The following is a 19,313-nucleotide window of genomic DNA, read 5'->3' on the forward strand; positions in this document are numbered from 1 at the left end:
CGAATTTAATACATTTAGCGCTCTAATAACTGGAAAGTCATCATCGCTTTACCAACTAACATAGCTTCACTATAAACTTCGAAATCCATTTTCACAAATTTACGACTCATATCCAAAATGCGTGGTTTTACGACTAATGATGTCTCCATTTGAACCGGTTTCATATGATAAATTGTCATATTTTCTACGACACTTTCACCGCGCTTAAATTTTTTAAGTGCACTAGAACCCGCTTCTACCAGTAACGTAGTAAATGCACCGTATGAAATAGCACCAAATTGGTTTGTCATTTGAGGTGTTACGGTAAACTCTACTGTAGTTTCCTCATCGTCTCGCGCCATTTTAATCTCGTTTTTTACTAGGTCATCTATTGTTTCCCCATGTTGGGGCTGCCTTTGTGCCATTTGTAACGCCTTTAAGACATCCTGACGGCTAATCACGCCTTGTAATAATCCCTGATCATTGACTACTGGTAGTAAATCAATGCCTTCCCAGATCATTCGATGCCCTGCCGTTGCAACACTAGTTTTCATCGACACTGTAATAGGATTTCGTGTCATTAAACGATCAATAGGATCATCGTCTTGCTTACCAATCACATCACGTGAGGTCACTATGCCAACAATTTTATGATGCTTATCCACTACTGGGAATCCCCCATGAGTCGTTGAAGCATTTAATAAATGATACTCGCGAACCGTATCCGTAGACTTTAAGAAAGCAGTATCTTTCATTGAGACAAAAATATCTTCAATTAACAATATCTCTTTTTTAATCAATTGGTCATAAATAGCACGGTTAATCATCGTTGCTACAGTAAAAGTATCATAACTAGTCGAGATAATTGGTAATTCTAACTGGTCAGCAAGCTTTTTCGTTTCTTCCGCCGTATCAAAGCCGCCTGTTATTAAAACAGCCGCACCCTCTTTTAGGGCGTTTTCATGCGTACGACCTCGGTTTCCAACAATTAAAAGACAACCTGCATCGGTATAACGCATCATGTCCTCAAGCTTCATCGCACCGATGACAAATTTCGTCAGTGTTTTATGCAAACCGTCTTTACCACCTAGCACTTGTCCATCCACTATATTAACGATTTCAGCAAAAGTAAGTCTTTCAATATTCTCTTTTTTCTTCTTCTCAATTCGAATCGTTCCAACGCGCTCAATCGTGCTTACGAGTCTTCTTGTTTCAGCTTCTTTAATTGCACGATAAGCAGTCCCTTCACTCACGGAAATATCCTTTGCGATTTGTCGCACAGAAATTTTATCCCCTACAGGAAGTGATTCTATATATTGAAGAATTTTCTCATGTTTTGTAGCCATAAAATCACCTATTTTCCAACATCATTGTTGCTTAAGTGTACCACATTCTGGTCATATTCATTAGGTGAAAAACCAATAAAGACATATTCTTTCAGGTTTTTTAATCAAATCTCCAGTTCTTCTCCCGGATTCAATACTTTCACCTCAGTAATCGACACCATTTCTGCAAAGTCATGCGGATCCTGTTCGATAAGCGGAAATGTATTATAATGCACTGGAACAACAATTTTCGGTTTTAAAAAAGATACCGCACACGCTGCATCCTCTGGCCCCATTGTATAGTTATCTCCAATTGGTAAAAACGCTACATCAATTGGATGGCGCTCACCTATTAATTTCATATCGCTAAATAACGCTGTATCACCTGCATGATAAACTGTCTTACCCTCTGCAAAAAATAAAATTCCAGATGGCATTCCTGTATAAATAATTTCATTATTCTCCGTCGTATAAGACGAGCCATGGAATGCTTGTGTTAATTTAACTTTGCCAAAATCAAATACATAAGAACCCCCTATATGTAGTGGATGAGTTCTAACTCCTTGCCAGGACAAATAACTGGCTAGCTCATCAGGTGCCACTACTAAGGCATCAGCCGCTTTTGCAATCTCCACCGTATCCCCGACATGGTCATTATGTCCATGCGTCAATAAAATCACATCTGGTTTTTGGTCTTCCACTTTTAAATCTGTTAACTTGTTACCATTAATAAAAGGATCGATTAAAATCGTATAACCATCCACCTGAATCTTCACAATTGAATGCCCGTGATATGAAACTTTCATAATTAAATCCTCCTAATATTTCGACTTACTAAAAAATATTCGTTATCAATACGTTTTCTCCTTCTTTTTTGGTATTCTAATAACATAGTACCTCAGGCTTCTTTTAGCTACGGTCTAATAAATCAATCCAAGGGGGATTAATAATGAGTAAAATACAAACTATTTCAAACTATTTAAAAGAACAAAGTATTGACGCTGCATTTGTGACAACACCTGATAATGTATTTTATGTATCTGGATTTAAAAGTAATCCACACGAAAGACTACTTGGAGTAATGATTTTCCAAGATGCGGAACCATTTTTAATTTGCCCTAAAATGGAAGTACCTGATGCTAAAGCTGCAGGCTGGTCACATGAAGTAGTTGGTCATGAAGACACTGAGAATGCATGGGCACTATTACATCAAGCAGCAAAAGCACGTGGACTTTCATTACAAAATATCGCAATCGAAAAATCACATTTAACTGTGGAACGTTTAGAAGCTCTTAATGACTTCTTCCCTACTACAAAATTTGTTGGCTTTGATGAAAAATTAAATAACATGCGTTTAGTAAAATCAGAAGAGGAACTTGAAAACTTACGACAAGCGGCTGCTCTAGCAGATTATGCTATTGAAGTAGGTTGCAGTGAAATAGCTGAAGGTAAGACTGAACTCGAAATATTATCTGCCATTGAACTAGCTATGAAGAAAAAAGGCGTATATATGTCTTTCGACACAATGGTTTTAAGTGGTAAGAAAACTGCTTCTCCACACGGTAATCCTGGTGAACGTAAAATCGAAAAAGGTGATTTCATCTTATTTGATCTTGGCGTTGTCTATAACGGCTATTGCTCAGATATTACACGTACAGTGTCATTTGGCGAGCCAACATCCGCTCAAAAAGAAATTTATGAAGCTGTTCGCAATGCCAACGAATTTGCTATTGCAGCTGTTAAACCAGGTGTTCGTGCGATGGATTTAGATAAGATTTCTCGTGACGTTATTACTGATGCTGGCTACGGCGAATATTTCACTCACCGTTTAGGTCACGGTTTGGGCATTTCTGTACATGAATTCCCATCTGTTCACGGAGCTAACGAAATGGCTCTTCAAGAAGGTATGGTATTTACAATCGAACCTGGTATTTATAAAGAGGATGTTACTGGCGTTCGTATTGAAGACGATGTATATGTAACAAAGGATGGCGTGGAAGTTTTAACAAAATATCCAAAAGAATTAATCATTCTCTAATAACAGAAAAGACTACTCTTCTATTGAGTAGTCCTTTTTTTATACAAAAAGTCACTTAGTAAAATTACTAAGTGACTTATACTTTCATTATCTTAATAATGTATTTGCATCTACATAAGGATGGTTTAATGCTTCTGCAACTGCTGCAAAAGTGACATGACCATCTAAAGTATTTAATCCTTTTTTCAATGCTTCATTGTCTAAGCAAGCTTGTTGATAGCCTTTGTTAGCAATTTGCAAAGCGTAAGGAACAGTATTGTTTGTAAGAGCCATTGTTGAAGTACGTGGCACAGCACCCGGCATATTTGCTACTGCATAATGTACTACTCCGTGTTTCACATAAGTCGGATTATCATGAGTAGTAATACGATCAGAAGATTCGAAAATACCACCTTGGTCAATTGCAATATCAACTACTACAGAACCAGGAGACATTGATTTGATCATTTCTTCTGTTACAAGCTTAGGCGCTTTTGCACCTGGAATAAGTACTGCTCCAATTACTAAATCTGAATCTTTTACAGACTCGGCAATATTGAATGGGTTTGAAATAAGAGTTTGAACATCACGACCAAATTGGTCATCTAGTACACGTAAACGCTCAGGGCTGAGATCGATAATTGTTACATCAGCACCCATACCAATAGCAATTTGTGCTGCGTTTGCACCAGCCATTCCTCCACCAATGATAGTAACTTTACCACGTGTCACTCCTGGTACACCACCTAGAAGTATACCTTTACCGCCTTCCATTTTCTCAAGATACTGAGCACCGATTTGAGTTGCCATACGTCCTGCAACTTCACTCATCGGTGTTAATAAAGGCAATGATCTATTTGGAAGTTGCACTGTTTCATAAGCAATCCCTACAACTTTTTTATCAAGCAATGCTTGAGTCAATTCTGGCTCTGGTGCTAAGTGTAAATAAGTAAACAGAATAAGCCCTTCATGGAAATAACCATATTCAGATGCAACTGGTTCCTTTACCTTCATCACCATTTCTTGAGACCAAGCTTCTTCAGCTGTCTCTACAATATGTGCCCCAGCAGCTACATAATCTTCATCTCCAAAACCAGACCCTAGACCGGCTCCCTTTTCGATGAATACTTCATGTCCGAAAACTGTTAAGTTGACCACTCCAGCAGGTGTCATAGCAACACGGTTTTCATTATTTTTAATCTCTTTTGGAATACCAATCTTCATAATCCATCCTCCTAATTGTGAAAAGCTATTAGCTCTTGTTGTATTAATAAAATGAACAAGTAACTCTATTTAAAAACATGTTCATTCTAACAGATTTTAACACTCATTTGTGTATTAATTTAGAAAATTATATTTTTTTATAATTCTATCAATATAAGTCTTCTTTAAAATTCAACATTTCTACGCAATTGTTCACACTTTATTTGGAAAGCTTTCACAGTAACTTCAATATTATGGTGTTTATTTGTTTCTATTGGGTGGTATAATTATATTAAATAAAAAGGAGGAATTACATATGACATTATCTTATAACAATATCATCGTAGCTGTAGACGGTTCCGCTGAAGCAAAATGGGCATTCGAAAAAGCAGTTGGAATTGCTAAACGTAACAATGCAACGTTAAATTTAGTAAACGTAATCGACACTCGTTCATTTGCTGCTGTTGAAGCATATGATCGTTCAATTGCTGAACGTGCTCAAACTTTTGCTCAAGAATTGCTTACTGGCTATAAAAAAGAAGCTGAAACAGCTGGTGTAGAAAATGTTAAAGTTTTAATCGAATACGGTTCCCCAAAAACAATTATTACAAAAGAAATTTCTAAAAAATACGAAGTAGATTTAATCATCTGTGGTGCAACCGGTTTAAATGCTGTTGAACGATTCCTTATCGGTAGTGTTTCTGAAAACATCGTTCGCTCTGCTAAATGTGATGTACTTGTAGTACGTACACCAGAATCTGATGCTAAATAATTATTTATTAAAATGAGGCTCCTAATAATCATTAGGGCCTCTTTTTTTACGTATTATTTCTGCTCTTTTTTCCAAATTTGTACTTTTGTAAAGAACATTTCTAACGCTTGCTTATTCGTCATACTAGGTACTTTAGCAAGTAATACTTCCTTCACAGGTTTTCCATCAGCACTTTTCTTTTGTAAGATAAATAGACTCTTCGAATGTGCTTTATTTGAAAAAAGTGAACTCGGTAATTGAATTACTGCTTGAATCCATGCTGTTTTTTGTAAATATTTATACAAACCTTGCGCTTGTTCTGATTCAAAAATATTCTCTGGTACTAAGAAGAACAAATATCCGCCATCCTTCGAATATTTCAACGACTGCTCGATAAATAAGTGATGCGCATATGTCATGCCTTCAGTAGCCTTTAATTCAAATTCTTTTGCTACTTCATCATTTGGATAATAGCCTACTGGTAAATCACAGACTACTGCATCAACCGGATCAATCATTAAATTTTGCAATGCGTCTTGACGGAAAAGTGAAACTGGTTGCTCTGTTAAATCAGCCGCTGCTGCCGCTAATTGAATAAGCAGCTCGTCAATTTCTACTCCAACCCCATCTGCTCGGTCTTGTAGTAAATTCATCACGGTTAATAGTAAATTCCCCGTACCAACTGCTGGATCTAGAAGTTTGATTTTAGCGCCATCCTTCTCTTGACTATCCATAAATTGTTCCACGAAATAACCAACTAATAACCCCAATGCATCTGGAGTCATCTGGTGATTAGGTTGTGCGTTTTCACGCATCCCTTTTAAAATAGCCAGTTGAATTGCCTTACGAATATCTTCTTTTGAAGCCACTTTACCAGCTGGTACATTATCACCATCTAACCATGCATTCAATACTTCTAAAACGCTATCTAAATAGGATAATTCTTGTTCTTTCTCTATTTTCTGAGCATTGTCATTAATAAAAGAAAAGAGTTTTTCTATTGTTTCCATATATACTCCTTCAAACGTGAAACCCACTCATAAAAGGCAGAGTGGGTTTCATGTTGTTTTAATCATAAGAATTCTTATTTTGCTAGTTCTTTAACAGCTGCTAATGCACCTTCATAATCTGGGTGGTTTGTACCTTCAGATACATACTCTGCATAAACAACTTTTCCAGCTTGGTCTACAACGAATACAGAACGCGCTAATAAGCGAAGTTCTTTCATATGTACACCATAAGCATCACCGAATGACATATTACGGTGATCTGATAATGTATAAACATTTTCGATACCGTTCGCACCGCACCAGCGTTTTTGAGCGAATGGTAAGTCACATGAAATTGTTAAAATGGCTACATCTTCACCTAATTCAGAAGCAGCTTCATTGAAACGACGTGTTTGTGCATCACATACACCTGTGTCAATTGAAGGTACTACACTTATTAGACGAATTTTACCTTCATAATCTTGTAATGTTTTTTCAGAAAGATCTGGAGCTAGCACTGTAAAACCCGGTGCTTGATCACCTACTTTTACTTCGTTACCTACTAATGTTACAGGGTTATTTTTAAATGTTACTTGTACCATTTCAACGCCTCCTTGTATTTAATCTTACTCGAATCTTTTAGGCTCTTGCAACTGAGAAACCTCAGAATCGACTGCTTCTTTATCAACTGATAGATTTTCCTCTTCTTTTGATTCAGCAACAGTAGGTTCTTTATGTTCTACTCGTACCATCTTATCATGTTTTTCATAAGTATTTTCATGAACTACAATTGTATCTGCAATATAATCATGTAATCCTTTTTTATTTGGTGTAAAAGCTACCATCCAATAGATGACTGGTAAAGTAGCAGAAAAGAATCGCCCAATCCATTCTCGGAAAATTACTGTACCCCACTTTAACTTTTGCTCTTTTACATGGATTACTTTCAGTCCAAAGACCATTTTCCCTACCGTTTGATTCAAAAACTTCGTCATAATAACAAAATATAAATAGAAAATAACACTAGAAACAATTGTTACCGGCGCATACCATGGCGCATTATCAGTATTGATTCCAAGTATAGTCACAATCGGATTCACTGTTAAGCCAGAAATTGCACTAATGATAGCTAAATCCAATAAATAAGCCCAAAACCTCACCCAGAACCCTGCTGGTTTTAACGAATATTGTTCTATTTTTCTAACCTGTACCGGCTCTTGACTAATCGTGTGTACCTCAACAAATTCCGTCAATTTTCATCGCCCCTTACTCATCACCGTACATATACATCATACGCGGTGCAGAATTGTAGTTAGAAAGAATTTTACTAATTGCTTGTGTTTCAGCAGAAGCGCCAAATAGATTATTCATTTTCACAGAAAATAGTGAAGTCCAATCTTCTGAAGTAGCATATTCAAAAACTTCAGCACCTTCTAGTTTATGATCCTTTTTCATCGCTTCAATCGTATCTTCTGCATAGCCAATTTCATCAGCTAAGCCAGCTTTAATAGCTTGTGTACCATTTAATACTCGACCATCAGCAACTTTCTTAACATCTTTTTCACTCATGCCACGGCCATCTTCAATAACATCAACGAAACGTTCATAAGAATCATTAATCATTTCTTGTAACATAGCGCGCTCATCAGACGTCATTTCACGTGTAGCACTCATAATATCTTTGTACTTACCTGTTTTGATTGTTTGAAATTCAATTCCGTATTTTTCTGCTAATTTACCGTAATTCAAGCCTTGCATGATTACACCAATTGATCCAGTCATCGTCTCTTCATCTAAAAAGATTTTATCAGCTGGTGCTGAAATATAATAACCACCTGAAGCAGCCATTGATCCCATAGATACATACAATGGAATATTACGTTTCTGTTGAAGTTCTTTAATCTTGTCATAAATTTGTTTCGATTCAATAACAGTACCACCTGGTGAGTTCACTTTTAAAACTACACCTTTAACAGTTTTATCATCTATAATCGATTCTAATTGATTCATAAAGAACTGATGATTATAGCTTGCAGCTCCACCTAGTAAAGAACCAGAACCTCCATTGTCTTGAATTGTACCGTTTACGGATAAAACAGCAATTCGTTTATTTAAGTCACCTGATTCGATTGGTAGTTCACTGTATGTAGTACCACCAGACATATTAAGTACGTTATCGAATTTTGATGTAAAATCCGTCGTTGCAATCTTTAATACTGTATTTACACCAATTGAAGCAACTAATAATAAAGCAGCTGCTCCTAATGCGATCCACCTTTTTGTATTCATCTTCTCTTTTCCTCCTTTTACCTTCTATTAACTTACGAACCAAACTGCTAAATGTTTCGATTTTTTCCAAATTACTAATTTTTAGATTTTCTCACTTCTATAATTTTAGTAATTGAAAATAATATTAATGCTACCCAAATGAATGAAAATGATAATAAATCTATTCCACTAAATGATTCTCCATAAACAATCACACCTAAAAATAACATGATAGTTGGTGATACATATTGGATAAATCCAACTAAATATAATGGAATCTTCTGCGCTCCAGTAGCAAATAATATTAATGGCACTGCAGTTACAATACCCGTTCCAATAATAAGTACATCTGTTTTCATATCAGTATGCAAAAATGAAATATTCCCGTGGAGATAAACATAAACGTAATATGCCACGGCAACTGGTAATATAAAGAATGTCTCTAAAACTAGTCCCCTTGTCGCATCTACTAGTACTTTCTTTTTTAGTAAACCATACACACCAAATGTCAATGCTAAACCGAATGACAACCAAGGAATCTGACCGTATGAAATAACTAATATTAAAACGCCAATTGCAGCAATTACGAAAGACATGACTTGTGCTTTAGATAGTTTTTCTTTTAAAAAGAATATCCCTAATAAGACAGATACTAACGGATTCATATAGTAACCTAAGCTTGACTCAACTATATGATTATTATTAACAGCCCATATGTATAAAAACCAATTGAGTGAAATTAAATAAGCCGCAGTAACGAGTAACCAAAATGATTTTGGATGCTGCCATAACTGTTTAAAATCCACTAATAACATTTTCCCTTGCTTCAAGATAACCACAAATATTAATGTTAAAATAAATGACCAAATTACTCGTCCTGCTAAAACCTCTTCGCTTGCAACATGCTGTAATCCTTTCCAATAAAGTGGAAATATACCCCATATTATATAAGCTCCTAAGGCAGAAAGTATACCTTTCTTTTCTTCCTGCATAGTAACACCTCATTCTATATTCAATTTATAGATTACCGCTATAATTATATGACTTTAGTGCATGAAAGTAAACGTAACATAAAAAAGAAGACCCATTCCACTGCTATTTTGCAGGAGACAATAGACCTTCTATTTTACAACCATTAAGCTTTATTTAATTCTAGATTTCTTAATTCAACACGACGGATTTTACCCGAAGTAGTTTTCGGTAATTCATCTATAAATTCAATCGCTCTCGGATATTTATAAGGAGCTGTTAGCTGTTTCACATGATCTTGTAACTCTTGAATAAGTGTAGTTGAAACGTTATCTTCTTTATTTTTTAAAACTACAAAAGCTTTTACGATATTACCGCGAATCTCATCTGGGCTTGCAATCACTGCACACTCTTGTACAGCAGGGTGTTTTACTAAAGCATCCTCTACTTCAAATGGGCCAATTGTATATCCGGAACTAATAATAATATCATCAGAACGCCCTTCAAACCAGAAGTATCCATCTTCATCCTTTTTAGCTTGATCTCCCGTAATGTAATAATCACCACGGAATTGCATGCTCGTTCTTTCTGGATCTTTTAAATACTCTTTAAACAAGGCAGGAGTTGATACATGAACAGCGATATCACCAACTTCACCAGCCTGGCATGGTTTACCATATTCATCAACAACATCAACAATATTACCTGGTGTTGGTTTCCCCATTGAACCTGGTCTTGCTTCCATACCTTTCATCGTGCCAACTAATAATGTATTTTCTGTTTGCCCATAGCCATCACGGACTTCTAAGCTAAATAGTCTGGCAAAGACATCGATTACCTCGCGATTTAACGGTTCACCTGCAGAAACGGCACTGTGTAATGCAGATAGGTTATATTCTCCTAAACCGTCCACTTTCGCCATAATACGATATTCTGTTGGAGTACAGCATAATGCATTTACTTTATATTTTTCTAATAGTTGCAGGTATTTTGTTGCCTCGAATTTGCCATTATAAACAAAACCAGTAGCTCCACTTCCTAATACCGATAGAAACGGGCTCCAAATCCATTTTTGCCAACCAGGACTTGCCGTTGCCCATACTAGATCGCCATCTTCAATACCAAGCCAATGAGCTGCAGCTGTTTTTAAATGTGCGTAAGCCCAACCGTGCGTATGGACAACACCTTTAGGATTCCCCGTTGTACCGCTTGTATATGATAAAAACGCCATATCTGTATTTTTTGTTGGTGCCATTTCAAATTGTTCAGATGTTGTTTCTGCTTCTTGAATAATTTCAATCCAAGGTTTATGTGCTTGACCAATAACAAAAAGTTTTAAACCTTCTAAATGTTTCACTTCATCAAATTGTTCAATATATGGCTCATAAGAAACGATGGCTTTGGCTTCACTATGTACAAGGCGATAATCGATATCCTTTGCACGTAACATTTCGGAACTAGGAATGACAACTAACCCAGCTTTCAGTGCAGCCACGTAAGTAACATATGCTTCGATTAAGCGAGGCACCATAATAAGAATTACATCACCTTTTTTTAAGCCATTGTTAGTAAATACATTTGCCACTTTATTTGCCTTTTTTATTAAGCCAGCATAAGTGATTTCATCTGTATTACCATTTTCGTTTTCATAAACAATGGCTTTCCTTGCCTCATCATGTATATACTTTTCAAATTCCTCAACTAAATTATAGTCTTCCGGCGCAAGTAAATCTTCGCGTTTCATGAAAAACTCCCCCTTAAGATGCTCATATTAAGAACATTTCTATTATACAGAAAATTCTAACTTCTTACAACTCGTAAGTATAATCAAGTCTTAGTACTAGGTAATAAAAATAACACAAAAAGAAGCCGATGACAAATCTGCCACCGGCTTCTCCTTTGGTTACATAATCATTTGATTATTTGTTGTAACCTTTTAATTGTTGTTCAGCCATTTGCACTAATCGCTTAGTGATTTCTCCGCCAACGGAACCGTTAGCACGCGATGATGCGTCTGGACCAAGTTGCACTCCGAATTCTTGTGCGATTTCGTATTTCATTTGGTCGATCGCTTGTTTAGCACCTGCTACTTCAAGTGGATTTGAATTTGAATTTGCCATGTGTATCACCTCCTTGTGAATATAGAATGCGCTGAAGGAGGGATTTCATACGGGCAAATTACAGGAAATTCTTTCTTCTATTAGAGTAAATCTGCAAATTCATCTTGCTTCTGCTTAGGAAATGTATGAATTTCGCGGTTTTGCACCGCTTTTTTAATCATTTCATCGAAGTCAGTAAAGCTTTCATAATACACAACTTTCTCTAATTTCGGTTTTGTTTTTGGACTTGCTGGTGTAAATACCGTGCAGCAGTCCTCATATGGACGTATTGAAATATCATATGTGTCAATTTTTCTTGCTACGTCGATAATTTCTAATTTATCGTATGTGATTAAAGGACGTAAAATAGGCGTTGAAGTTACTTCATTAATAGCAGCTAAGCTTTCTAAAGTCTGGCTCGCTACTTGCCCTAAGTTTTCACCAGTCACAATTGCCGTTGCACCAATTTCTTCACGTACTGCATCTGAAATTTTCATCATCATACGACGTGTTGAAGTCATAGTTACGTTTTCTGGCACTTGTTGTTGGATTACTTGTTGAATTTCAGTAAATGGAATGATATGCAGACGCACATTCGCGCCGAAGCGACTCATTCTTTCGGCTAAATCTTTAACTTTTTCAAGTGAACGATCACTTGTATATGGCGGGCTGAAGAAATGAATTGCCTCAATTCGCACTCCGCGTTTCATCATATAATAGCCTGCAACTGGACTGTCGATACCTCCAGATAATAATAGCAATGCTTTTCCGTTTGCACCGACTGGTAAACCACCAGCACCAGGAATGACTTCTACCATCATATATACTGCATGTTCACGTACTTCAATACGTAGTTCGATTTCAGGTTCTTTCATTTGAACATGTAAATTCGGAATATTACTTAAAACATGTCCACCCATTTCAAGTTGTAATTCATAAGTATCTAATGGAAATCTTTTATCTGAACGTTTTGCATTTACTTTAAACGTTTTGCCATCTGTATCGATTGATTTCATAATATTAATCGCAAGTTCTTTCATTGCATCCAAAGTCGGTTCGCATTTTGCAACTGGGCTAAAAGAATGTATGCCAAAAACTGTTGGCAATCGTTTAATTAGTTCATCCATATCTTCGTCTTTATCACTGCTAATATACATACGATCTCGTTCCGCACGAATTTTCATATCTGGTATATCTGCAAACGAGAAGCGTAAATTTTCTCTTAATCGTGTGATAAATTGTTTTCGGTTACGTCCTTTTGTTGTTAGTTCACCGTAACGTATTAGTATTTCATGCCATTTCATAGTTGAATTGTCTCTCCTTTTAATTGTTTCATCATTTTCGCAAATACTACTTTAAATTGTTCTATATCTGAATTTGTTAAGCCATTGCCAAGACTTATACGAATAACACCTTTTTCGAAACTTTCTTCTATTTGAAGAGCTTCTATAACATGACTAATACTTGAATCTTTTGAGGAACAAGCACTAGATGTTGAAACGATAAAACCTTCACTTTGCAATGCATTGACAACAACTTCACCTTTTAAGCCTCTTACACTGCAACTTATAATATGTGGTGCACCACCATTATTTGAAATAACGTGGACATGATAAAATTTATTGAAAAAGGCATGTAAATCCTCTCGCCACTTTTCAAATTTCGGTGTATTCTCTGCCATTTGCTCCACAGCTAGGCGCATGGCTTTTGCTAATGCAACATTTTGAGGTACTGCAACAGTTCCACTACGGTAACCTAATTCTTGTCCGCCACCATGTTGTATCGGTTGAATTTTAATGCGCTTAGAAAAAGCTAATAAGCCTGTTCCTTTTAAGCCATTTATTTTATGACCAGAAATGGTTAAAGCATCTGGACCATTATCTCCTTGAAATTGCACCGGCAATTTCCCGAAGCTTTGTACTGCATCCACATGGAAAAACGCACGGCTATTTGAACGTATGATCTTCGCCATTTCCAAAATTGGTTGAATAGCGCCCATTTCATTATTTACATGCATAATACTAACGAGCACTGTATCTTTACGAATTTTGCTTTGCAGGTCAGATAGTTTAACGCTTCCATTTTTATCGACGTCAATAAATTCTAGTTCAAAGCCTTCATTTGTTAAATGACGAGCACTTTCGATGACAGATGGATGTTCGATAGCGGAGATTAGAATATGCTTTCCACGATGCTGGTTTGCTCTAGCAAAACCTTTAATAGCAAAGTTATTTGATTCTGTTCCACCTGACGTGAAAATTATATGCTCAGGCTCTGTTTTCAGAATTTGAGCGATTTGCTCTCTTGCTTTCATTAATAATGTATTGGCTTCTGTACCCATTTGATGAAGGGAAGCTGGATTGGCGTAATATCGTTCATTCGCTTGTATAAAAGTTTGCATTACGGCTGAATCTGGTTTAGTCGTCGCGCTATGATCAAGATAAATCAATTGTGTAACCTTCCTTCCAAAAGAAAGCCACCTGCACTCTACCGTGCGGTGGCTTTATGCTTCTCTTATTATGAACGTCAATTGTCGTCTTTGGCAAGTACTTGAATTTTTTTCATAGCACCTGGTTCGGCTGCTTCTACGGCTGTTGCAGCATTTTCTAACGCTTTTGCATATCGGAATTCTCGGAATGCCTGCTCAGCCTCTAATAATCGTTGGTGCATTGTTGGATTAGATGCACGATAACGGTTACCATATTGAATAATTCGTTCAATTAATAATACGTTTTCTAGCATTTCTGTTGCTGTATTATGTACATCTTGAATACATTTTTCAGCGGTATCCAAATTCTTATGTACGGCTACCATATTTAACGGAACTTCTTTTAAGCTTTGAACAACTATAAATAACTGTTCTTCTGCCTCTTCCAATCGGATATCCATTTCTTCTGGAATCCCTGGAATATTCGCCTTATTTAACATACGATCTGTTTCATGCAATAACTGCTTGAGGTTTCCAAGTGTAGCTCTTGCTTTATTTTCATCAATTCTTAAACTCTTTAAACGATCAGCAAATCGATCTTGTTCTTCAAATAAACGTTCTGTTTCTTCTTTAACTCCCTTTAACTCCTCTTGTAAGCTAGAATAGGCAGATTGCTCTTCTTTTACTTGAATAGATAGTAATTCATATCTCTGACGAACTGACATCAATTGTTGTTTACAATTTGAAGGAAGTGCAGCATCTTTTTCAGATAAATGATATCCTTTTTGAACTTCTTCTGCCTCTTTTGCTGTTTCATCAATTGATACAATAACATTTTCTAATCGTGCACCAATTTGTTCAAAGTTTTCATCAACAAATCGCTTAGCCATCACTTCTTTTTCTAATGCATCATAAAATGAATCGATTTCATCTTTAATTTCATTTACTCGATGCTGAACTGAAGTTATGTTCAAATCCGCAATTTGTTGTTTAAATTCATCAATGCTTTCTTCCATTACATCTAACTTTCCATTCAGTTCTAAATGTTTTAAGAAGAAGGATTGCTCTTCCATTTCTCGTTGACCATTGCGTAGTTCATGAATATGAGATGGAATCTTGTGCTGAATATCCGTTAATAACGCTGGAATTTCATTTATCAATTTGAAAATATGTTGACCTTCTTCATCTAACGTAATAACAATTTCTCTTGCTTGTAAATAGTTACCTGATTCTGTTAGTACTTCATATTCCTCAAATTTCGGATTAAATGTCTCCAGACGTTTTTCTAATGGACCTGCAGCAGGGCCATATGAATATTGATGAGCTAACAACGTTTTTCTAGCTGAACGATACTGATCCTTCAGCTGTTCAATCTCAATTCTGTTTTTCTCTTCACTACCGATTAATTCACCAAGTTCTTTTAGAATTTGGATCATCTCTTGATCGTACTCATTAATACGAGATTCAATTTCTTTTTCAATGTCAGTCGCTTTGCCAAATTGGAATTTATCCACAAGTTCTTCAGCATCAAATAATAGCACGTCGATTTTAGGCATTTCAACGTCCATAAGCTCCGTCCATTTATTGCGCCAGCGCTCAAACATCTCTTCTGTTTGACCATTCATGTTCAGAGCTTTCACTTTTGTTAACTCTTCCAAAACGGGTTTGTTTTGAATTTGAAGTTTTTTCTGATCCAACCTCTGAATTTCTTTATTATGTTTTCGACGCAAAATGAAAATGAATGCTACTATAATACATAGTACGATTATAACGGGAATGATATACTGCATCGTAAGACCCCCTGTTCCTAAATCACTATTTCAGCCAATTAATTAACCTTAATATTACCATGTTTTCGGTGAATTTGTTTACCGTTTACAACGTATTTTAAAAAAATATCTACCATATCACTATATTATACAAGTTGGAGGAATATTTCATGAAACGAGATGCTCACATTCACTCACCTTTTTGCCCCCACGGAACCACAGATGATTTTGAAAAATACATAAACAAAGCAATCAATTTCGGATTTACCGACATTACATTTACTGAACACGCACCTCTCCCTAATAGCTTTACTGACCCAACGCCTATGCAAGATAGTGGTATGGTAATTGAAAATTTATATCCATATATAGAAAAGTTAAAGGAATTAAAAAAACAATATGCATCAAAAATTCGGATTCGTATTGGCTTAGAAGTCGATTTTATTATCGGCTATGAAAGACAAACAAGAGACTTTTTAAATGATATCGGTCCGCAGTTGGACGATGCTATTTTATCAGTTCACTTTTTAAAACATAACCATACTTATACATGTATTGACTATTCAAGTGAGAAGTTCCTGGAATTCGCAGATACAATTGGAACTGTAAAAGAAGTTTACAGTCTATATTATGAAACAGTTAAAGAATCTATTTCTTCTGATTTAGGACCTTACAAACCAAAACGAATCGGTCACCCGACACTCGTTCATAAATTCCAATTAGCACATCAACAAAAAATAGATGACCACAAACAAATTGAAGAGATTTTACAACTGATGGCCCTCAATGACTATGAACTAGATGTTAATGGAGCAGGCTTGTCAAAAAAAGATTGTAAAGAACCTTATCCTCCATTACAATATGTTAAACTTGCTGAAGCTCTAAAGATTCCGCTTGTTTTTGGCTCTGACGCTCATCAAGTTACGGATTTACATCAACATTATGATAAAATTTTCCCTTTAAGATAATTTAGAATGGAGAGATAAAATGTTTACACAATCCTCTTATAGTGGCAACTCAGAAGAACAATATGCACTTTTAGCGAAGCAGTTAGATGCTTTATTAGAAGGTGAAACAGATACTATTGCTAATTTAAGCAATGCCTCAGCATTATTAAATCAATTTTTAGACACCATTAACTGGTGTGGATTTTACTTACATAAAAACGAAGAATTATTATTAGGACCTTTCCAAGGTTTACCTGCCTGTGTCCATATCGCAATTGGACGTGGAGTTTGTGGTACTGCAGCAGCGAAACAGGAAACAATCGTCGTTGAAGATGTTCATGCATTTCCGGGCCATATTGCTTGTGATGCAGCTTCTCAATCAGAAATTGTCGTTCCAATCACCATTGAGGGTAAACTTTTTGGTGTACTTGATATCGATAGCCCTATACAAAATCGCTTTTCAGATGATGATCGTAAAGGCATCGAACACTTTGTACAAGTATTAACGAAACATCTTTCATTCTAAAATACCAAAAGAGTTACGCCCACAATCGTATTGAGCGTAACTCTTTTTTAACACCTTAATTTGTAACATCATCCATTTCAAACAAACGAAATTGATTTTTGCCGTTATTTTTCGCTTCATATAATGCAATATCCGCATTTTGAAAAACGTTATGAAAATTGTGATTAAGATTTTTTTGCCAAGCAGCTACACCTGAAGAAACAGTTACAGATGGTGTTGTTACCTCAGGAACAGATGTAACAATCTTATCAACTAAATCAATCGATGCCAATAATGTTTGGTTAGGTAAATAGATAGCAATTTCTTCGCCGCCCCATCTAGCACAAATCCCTTGCCCCTCCACCGTGTCTATCAAATGTTGCGCTATCGTTACTAAAATCGCATCACCTTTTTGGTGTCCATATGTATCATTGATCATTTTAAAATTATCAATATCTAATAGAATAAAGACACCACCTTCATCCTTATCCATCGAAACTTCAACATATCGATCCAAATATTTTCTAGCAAATAATTTAGTTAAATGATCTCGGTCGACCATTTCTTGAAGTTGATCACGTAAAATAGTATTCGAAATCGCCAATGAAGAATGACGTATTAAAGATTGCATTAATTTAAAACTATCAAACGAAAAGAAATACGGTTTATTATGTAAGACGATACTAAAACCATGTACTTTTTCCCGAATAATAATAGGTATAGCCATCATTGACATAAGCGAGACTCTATCAGCTATTAAGTTGCTGAAATCTGCTATAAATAATGGATCTGTCGATTTATCAAAATGATCACTGACATATTTCAAATATGGCTTTGATTCATTTTCAAAGAAAAAGGCCGTACTCTCTGTTGTTACTTGATACACATCATTTTCTTTTAAAACAAAGCAAATTTCATCCGGATTAAACGACTTTGTTAACTGTTTTGCTAGAAACAATAACATTTCTTCTTGATTCAATTTCATATTTAAACGGTGCGACGTTTCATTTATTAGTTGGAGATCTGATACTAAACGATGTGATTGATGATATAGTTTTGCATTTTCTAATGCATTCCCTGAAGTTTCAGCTATATGCATAATGAGGTCTTTCTCTTGTTTACCAAAAACGTAATTTAGCGGTGCGAAAATTTGTAACACCCCATAAATACCTTGACGGCCCTTTATTGGTGCATTTAATACACACCATTCTATGTCTTCGGCCTGTTCAATTTTCATATCTCCTGAAACAAAGGCTTCTATAGTTGAAGAACGCTCAGACATATAATCAAATGTATGCGTATCAACAGTTAAATGACGATCTTGATCGTTTGATAAAATAAGTTTCGATTCAAACTTCGGGAGGGCACTTCTGACACCATGAAGAAGTGCTTTCAGAATTCGATCAATATCCATAGATGAATGGAAAATACCCGTCATTCTAACTAATTCAATATTCATCTTTTGTTCATATGTGGCTCTAATATTTTTTTGTATTAACTGAATAACACGCGAGAGTAGCATTTCAAAATCATGAATATACTTTGTCTTCGCAAAATTTTTCCAATCCGCAGTTTCTTGCACAATGATAATGCCAAACGGTTTCTGATTTACTTCCCGTAAAACTATCACATCATCGGCAAAATCATATTTCTTTTTCAAAATATCAACAAATGCGCTTGGGAATGGATACTCTTGATGAAGATGCTGCTCTAATAATTTACTTGGAATACCTTGCGTTATATTCTCATGTGCTGCATCAATTGAGACAGGATAGAAGGTATCTTTATCTAAATGTAAGTATTCACTTTTTGAAATACCGAAGTATTGTAATAGGATTCCTTTTAATAGTTCAAAATATTCACTACTATTAAGTTTTTCATCTATTAAATCCATCCACAAGTCTAGGATCTGACATTTTACATTTTGCATTGTTTGTTGATAATCTGCCATGCAATCACCTTTTCCTTCAAAACATGCTATATATGATCTTGTCTAATTCTATTATACATAAAATAAGTCTTTTCAACTATAGCCTTTTGGAAAAAACTTCTTGAATTCGAGAA

Annotated in this window: 18 protein-coding genes; 4 read left to right on the forward strand and 14 right to left on the reverse strand. The window is 35.7% G+C overall.

Annotated features, from left to right (window positions below):
* Nucleotides 1-14 precede the first annotated feature (14 nt).
* Together AMD00_RS08725 and AMD00_RS08730 are read right to left on the reverse strand one after the other, a co-directional pair.
* On the reverse strand, nt 15-1,325 hold the full coding sequence (locus AMD00_RS08725; RefSeq protein ID WP_053416620.1) for a DRTGG domain-containing protein: 1,311 nt from the start codon (nt 1,323-1,325) through the stop codon (nt 15-17).
* Between the two features lie 104 nt (nt 1,326-1,429).
* Entirely contained in the window at nt 1,430-2,110 is a 681-nt protein-coding gene (locus AMD00_RS08730; protein WP_053416621.1) for a metal-dependent hydrolase, read from the reverse strand.
* 143 nt (nt 2,111-2,253) lie between these two features.
* Here AMD00_RS08730 and AMD00_RS08735 point away from each other — a divergent pair, with 143 nt between their 5' ends.
* On the forward strand, nt 2,254-3,342 hold the full coding sequence (locus AMD00_RS08735; RefSeq protein ID WP_053416622.1) for a M24 family metallopeptidase: 1,089 nt from the start codon (nt 2,254-2,256) through the stop codon (nt 3,340-3,342).
* Between the two features lie 87 nt (nt 3,343-3,429).
* Here AMD00_RS08735 and ald read toward each other — a convergent pair whose 3' ends face one another.
* Nucleotides 3,430-4,545, reverse strand: coding sequence for an alanine dehydrogenase (gene ald / locus AMD00_RS08740; protein ID WP_053416623.1), 1,116 nt, complete (start codon nt 4,543-4,545; stop codon nt 3,430-3,432).
* A gap of 295 nt (nt 4,546-4,840) precedes the next feature.
* Here ald and AMD00_RS08745 point away from each other — a divergent pair, with 295 nt between their 5' ends.
* Nucleotides 4,841-5,296, forward strand: a complete 456-nt coding sequence (locus AMD00_RS08745; protein WP_053416624.1) for a universal stress protein — start codon at nt 4,841-4,843, stop codon at nt 5,294-5,296.
* A gap of 53 nt (nt 5,297-5,349) precedes the next feature.
* Here AMD00_RS08745 and AMD00_RS08750 read toward each other — a convergent pair whose 3' ends face one another.
* The 10 genes from AMD00_RS08750 to ezrA all read right to left on the reverse strand — a co-directional run bounded on the left by AMD00_RS08750 (nt 5,350) and on the right by ezrA (nt 15,818).
* Nucleotides 5,350-6,285 carry a class I SAM-dependent methyltransferase gene (locus AMD00_RS08750; protein ID WP_053416625.1) on the reverse strand — a complete coding sequence of 312 codons (936 nt, stop codon included), beginning with the start codon at nt 6,283-6,285 and terminating at the stop codon, nt 5,350-5,352.
* Nucleotides 6,286-6,359: 74 nt separating this feature from the next.
* Entirely contained in the window at nt 6,360-6,866 is a 507-nt protein-coding gene (gene tpx / locus AMD00_RS08755) for a thiol peroxidase (RefSeq protein ID WP_053416626.1), read from the reverse strand.
* A gap of 24 nt (nt 6,867-6,890) precedes the next feature.
* The gene (locus AMD00_RS08760) at nt 6,891-7,517 is read right to left on the reverse strand and encodes an RDD family protein (RefSeq protein WP_157059204.1); all 627 of its coding nucleotides are present in this window, start codon (nt 7,515-7,517) and stop codon (nt 6,891-6,893) included.
* Nucleotides 7,518-7,530: 13 nt separating this feature from the next.
* Nucleotides 7,531-8,553, reverse strand: coding sequence for a signal peptide peptidase SppA (sppA, locus tag AMD00_RS08765; RefSeq protein WP_053416627.1), 1,023 nt, complete (start codon nt 8,551-8,553; stop codon nt 7,531-7,533).
* A gap of 74 nt (nt 8,554-8,627) precedes the next feature.
* On the reverse strand, nt 8,628-9,524 hold the full coding sequence (gene rarD / locus AMD00_RS08770) for an EamA family transporter RarD (RefSeq protein ID WP_053416628.1): 897 nt from the start codon (nt 9,522-9,524) through the stop codon (nt 8,628-8,630).
* 143 nt (nt 9,525-9,667) lie between these two features.
* Nucleotides 9,668-11,245, reverse strand: coding sequence for an acyl-CoA synthetase MbcS (gene mbcS / locus AMD00_RS08775; protein ID WP_053416629.1), 1,578 nt, complete (start codon nt 11,243-11,245; stop codon nt 9,668-9,670).
* 175 nt (nt 11,246-11,420) lie between these two features.
* Nucleotides 11,421-11,621: an alpha/beta-type small acid-soluble spore protein gene (locus tag AMD00_RS08780; RefSeq protein WP_038187843.1), complete on the reverse strand. Its 201-nt coding sequence runs from the start codon at nt 11,619-11,621 to the stop codon at nt 11,421-11,423.
* A gap of 80 nt (nt 11,622-11,701) precedes the next feature.
* Nucleotides 11,702-12,904: a tRNA uracil 4-sulfurtransferase ThiI gene (thiI, locus tag AMD00_RS08785; RefSeq protein WP_053416630.1), complete on the reverse strand. Its 1,203-nt coding sequence runs from the start codon at nt 12,902-12,904 to the stop codon at nt 11,702-11,704.
* Nucleotides 12,901-14,049, reverse strand: a complete 1,149-nt coding sequence (locus AMD00_RS08790) for a cysteine desulfurase family protein (protein WP_053416631.1) — start codon at nt 14,047-14,049, stop codon at nt 12,901-12,903. Before AMD00_RS08790 ends, thiI begins: the two co-directional genes overlap by 4 nt.
* Nucleotides 14,050-14,126: 77 nt before the next feature.
* On the reverse strand, nt 14,127-15,818 hold the full coding sequence (gene ezrA / locus AMD00_RS08795) for a septation ring formation regulator EzrA (RefSeq protein WP_053416632.1): 1,692 nt from the start codon (nt 15,816-15,818) through the stop codon (nt 14,127-14,129).
* Nucleotides 15,819-15,967: 149 nt separating this feature from the next.
* Between ezrA and hisJ the strand changes: the two genes are divergently transcribed.
* Both hisJ and AMD00_RS08805 read left to right on the forward strand, forming a co-directional pair.
* The gene (hisJ, locus tag AMD00_RS08800; RefSeq protein WP_053416633.1) at nt 15,968-16,765 is read left to right on the forward strand and encodes a histidinol-phosphatase HisJ; all 798 of its coding nucleotides are present in this window, start codon (nt 15,968-15,970) and stop codon (nt 16,763-16,765) included.
* Nucleotides 16,766-16,784: 19 nt separating this feature from the next.
* Nucleotides 16,785-17,270 carry a GAF domain-containing protein gene (locus AMD00_RS08805; protein WP_053416634.1) on the forward strand — a complete coding sequence of 162 codons (486 nt, stop codon included), beginning with the start codon at nt 16,785-16,787 and terminating at the stop codon, nt 17,268-17,270.
* A gap of 55 nt (nt 17,271-17,325) precedes the next feature.
* Here AMD00_RS08805 and AMD00_RS08810 read toward each other — a convergent pair whose 3' ends face one another.
* Complete coding sequence (locus tag AMD00_RS08810; protein ID WP_053416635.1) at nt 17,326-19,200, reverse strand: sensor domain-containing diguanylate cyclase; 1,875 nt, start codon at nt 19,198-19,200, stop codon at nt 17,326-17,328.
* Nucleotides 19,201-19,313 lie beyond the last annotated feature (113 nt).

The sequence above is a fragment of the Viridibacillus arvi genome, from assembly GCF_001274945.1.
Taxonomy (GTDB): Bacteria; Bacillota; Bacilli; order Bacillales_A; family Planococcaceae; genus Viridibacillus; species Viridibacillus arvi.

Coding starts and splice junctions, on each gene's coding strand:
- AMD00_RS08725 (WP_053416620.1), bottom strand. CDS start 1,325: ATGGCTACAAAACATGAGAAAATTCTTCAATATATAGAATCACTTCCT.
- AMD00_RS08730 (WP_053416621.1), bottom strand. CDS start 2,110: ATGAAAGTTTCATATCACGGGCATTCAATTGTGAAGATTCAGGTGGAT.
- AMD00_RS08735 (WP_053416622.1), top strand. CDS start 2,254: ATGAGTAAAATACAAACTATTTCAAACTATTTAAAAGAACAAAGTATT.
- ald (WP_053416623.1), bottom strand. CDS start 4,545: ATGAAGATTGGTATTCCAAAAGAGATTAAAAATAATGAAAACCGTGTT.
- AMD00_RS08745 (WP_053416624.1), top strand. CDS start 4,841: ATGACATTATCTTATAACAATATCATCGTAGCTGTAGACGGTTCCGCT.
- AMD00_RS08750 (WP_053416625.1), bottom strand. CDS start 6,285: ATGGAAACAATAGAAAAACTCTTTTCTTTTATTAATGACAATGCTCAG.
- tpx (WP_053416626.1), bottom strand. CDS start 6,866: ATGGTACAAGTAACATTTAAAAATAACCCTGTAACATTAGTAGGTAAC.
- sppA (WP_053416627.1), bottom strand. CDS start 8,553: ATGAATACAAAAAGGTGGATCGCATTAGGAGCAGCTGCTTTATTATTA.
- rarD (WP_053416628.1), bottom strand. CDS start 9,524: ATGCAGGAAGAAAAGAAAGGTATACTTTCTGCCTTAGGAGCTTATATA.
- mbcS (WP_053416629.1), bottom strand. CDS start 11,245: ATGAAACGCGAAGATTTACTTGCGCCGGAAGACTATAATTTAGTTGAG.
- AMD00_RS08780 (WP_038187843.1), bottom strand. CDS start 11,621: ATGGCAAATTCAAATTCAAATCCACTTGAAGTAGCAGGTGCTAAACAA.
- thiI (WP_053416630.1), bottom strand. CDS start 12,904: ATGAAATGGCATGAAATACTAATACGTTACGGTGAACTAACAACAAAA.
- ezrA (WP_053416632.1), bottom strand. CDS start 15,818: ATGCAGTATATCATTCCCGTTATAATCGTACTATGTATTATAGTAGCA.
- hisJ (WP_053416633.1), top strand. CDS start 15,968: ATGAAACGAGATGCTCACATTCACTCACCTTTTTGCCCCCACGGAACC.
- AMD00_RS08805 (WP_053416634.1), top strand. CDS start 16,785: ATGTTTACACAATCCTCTTATAGTGGCAACTCAGAAGAACAATATGCA.
- AMD00_RS08810 (WP_053416635.1), bottom strand. CDS start 19,200: ATGGCAGATTATCAACAAACAATGCAAAATGTAAAATGTCAGATCCTA.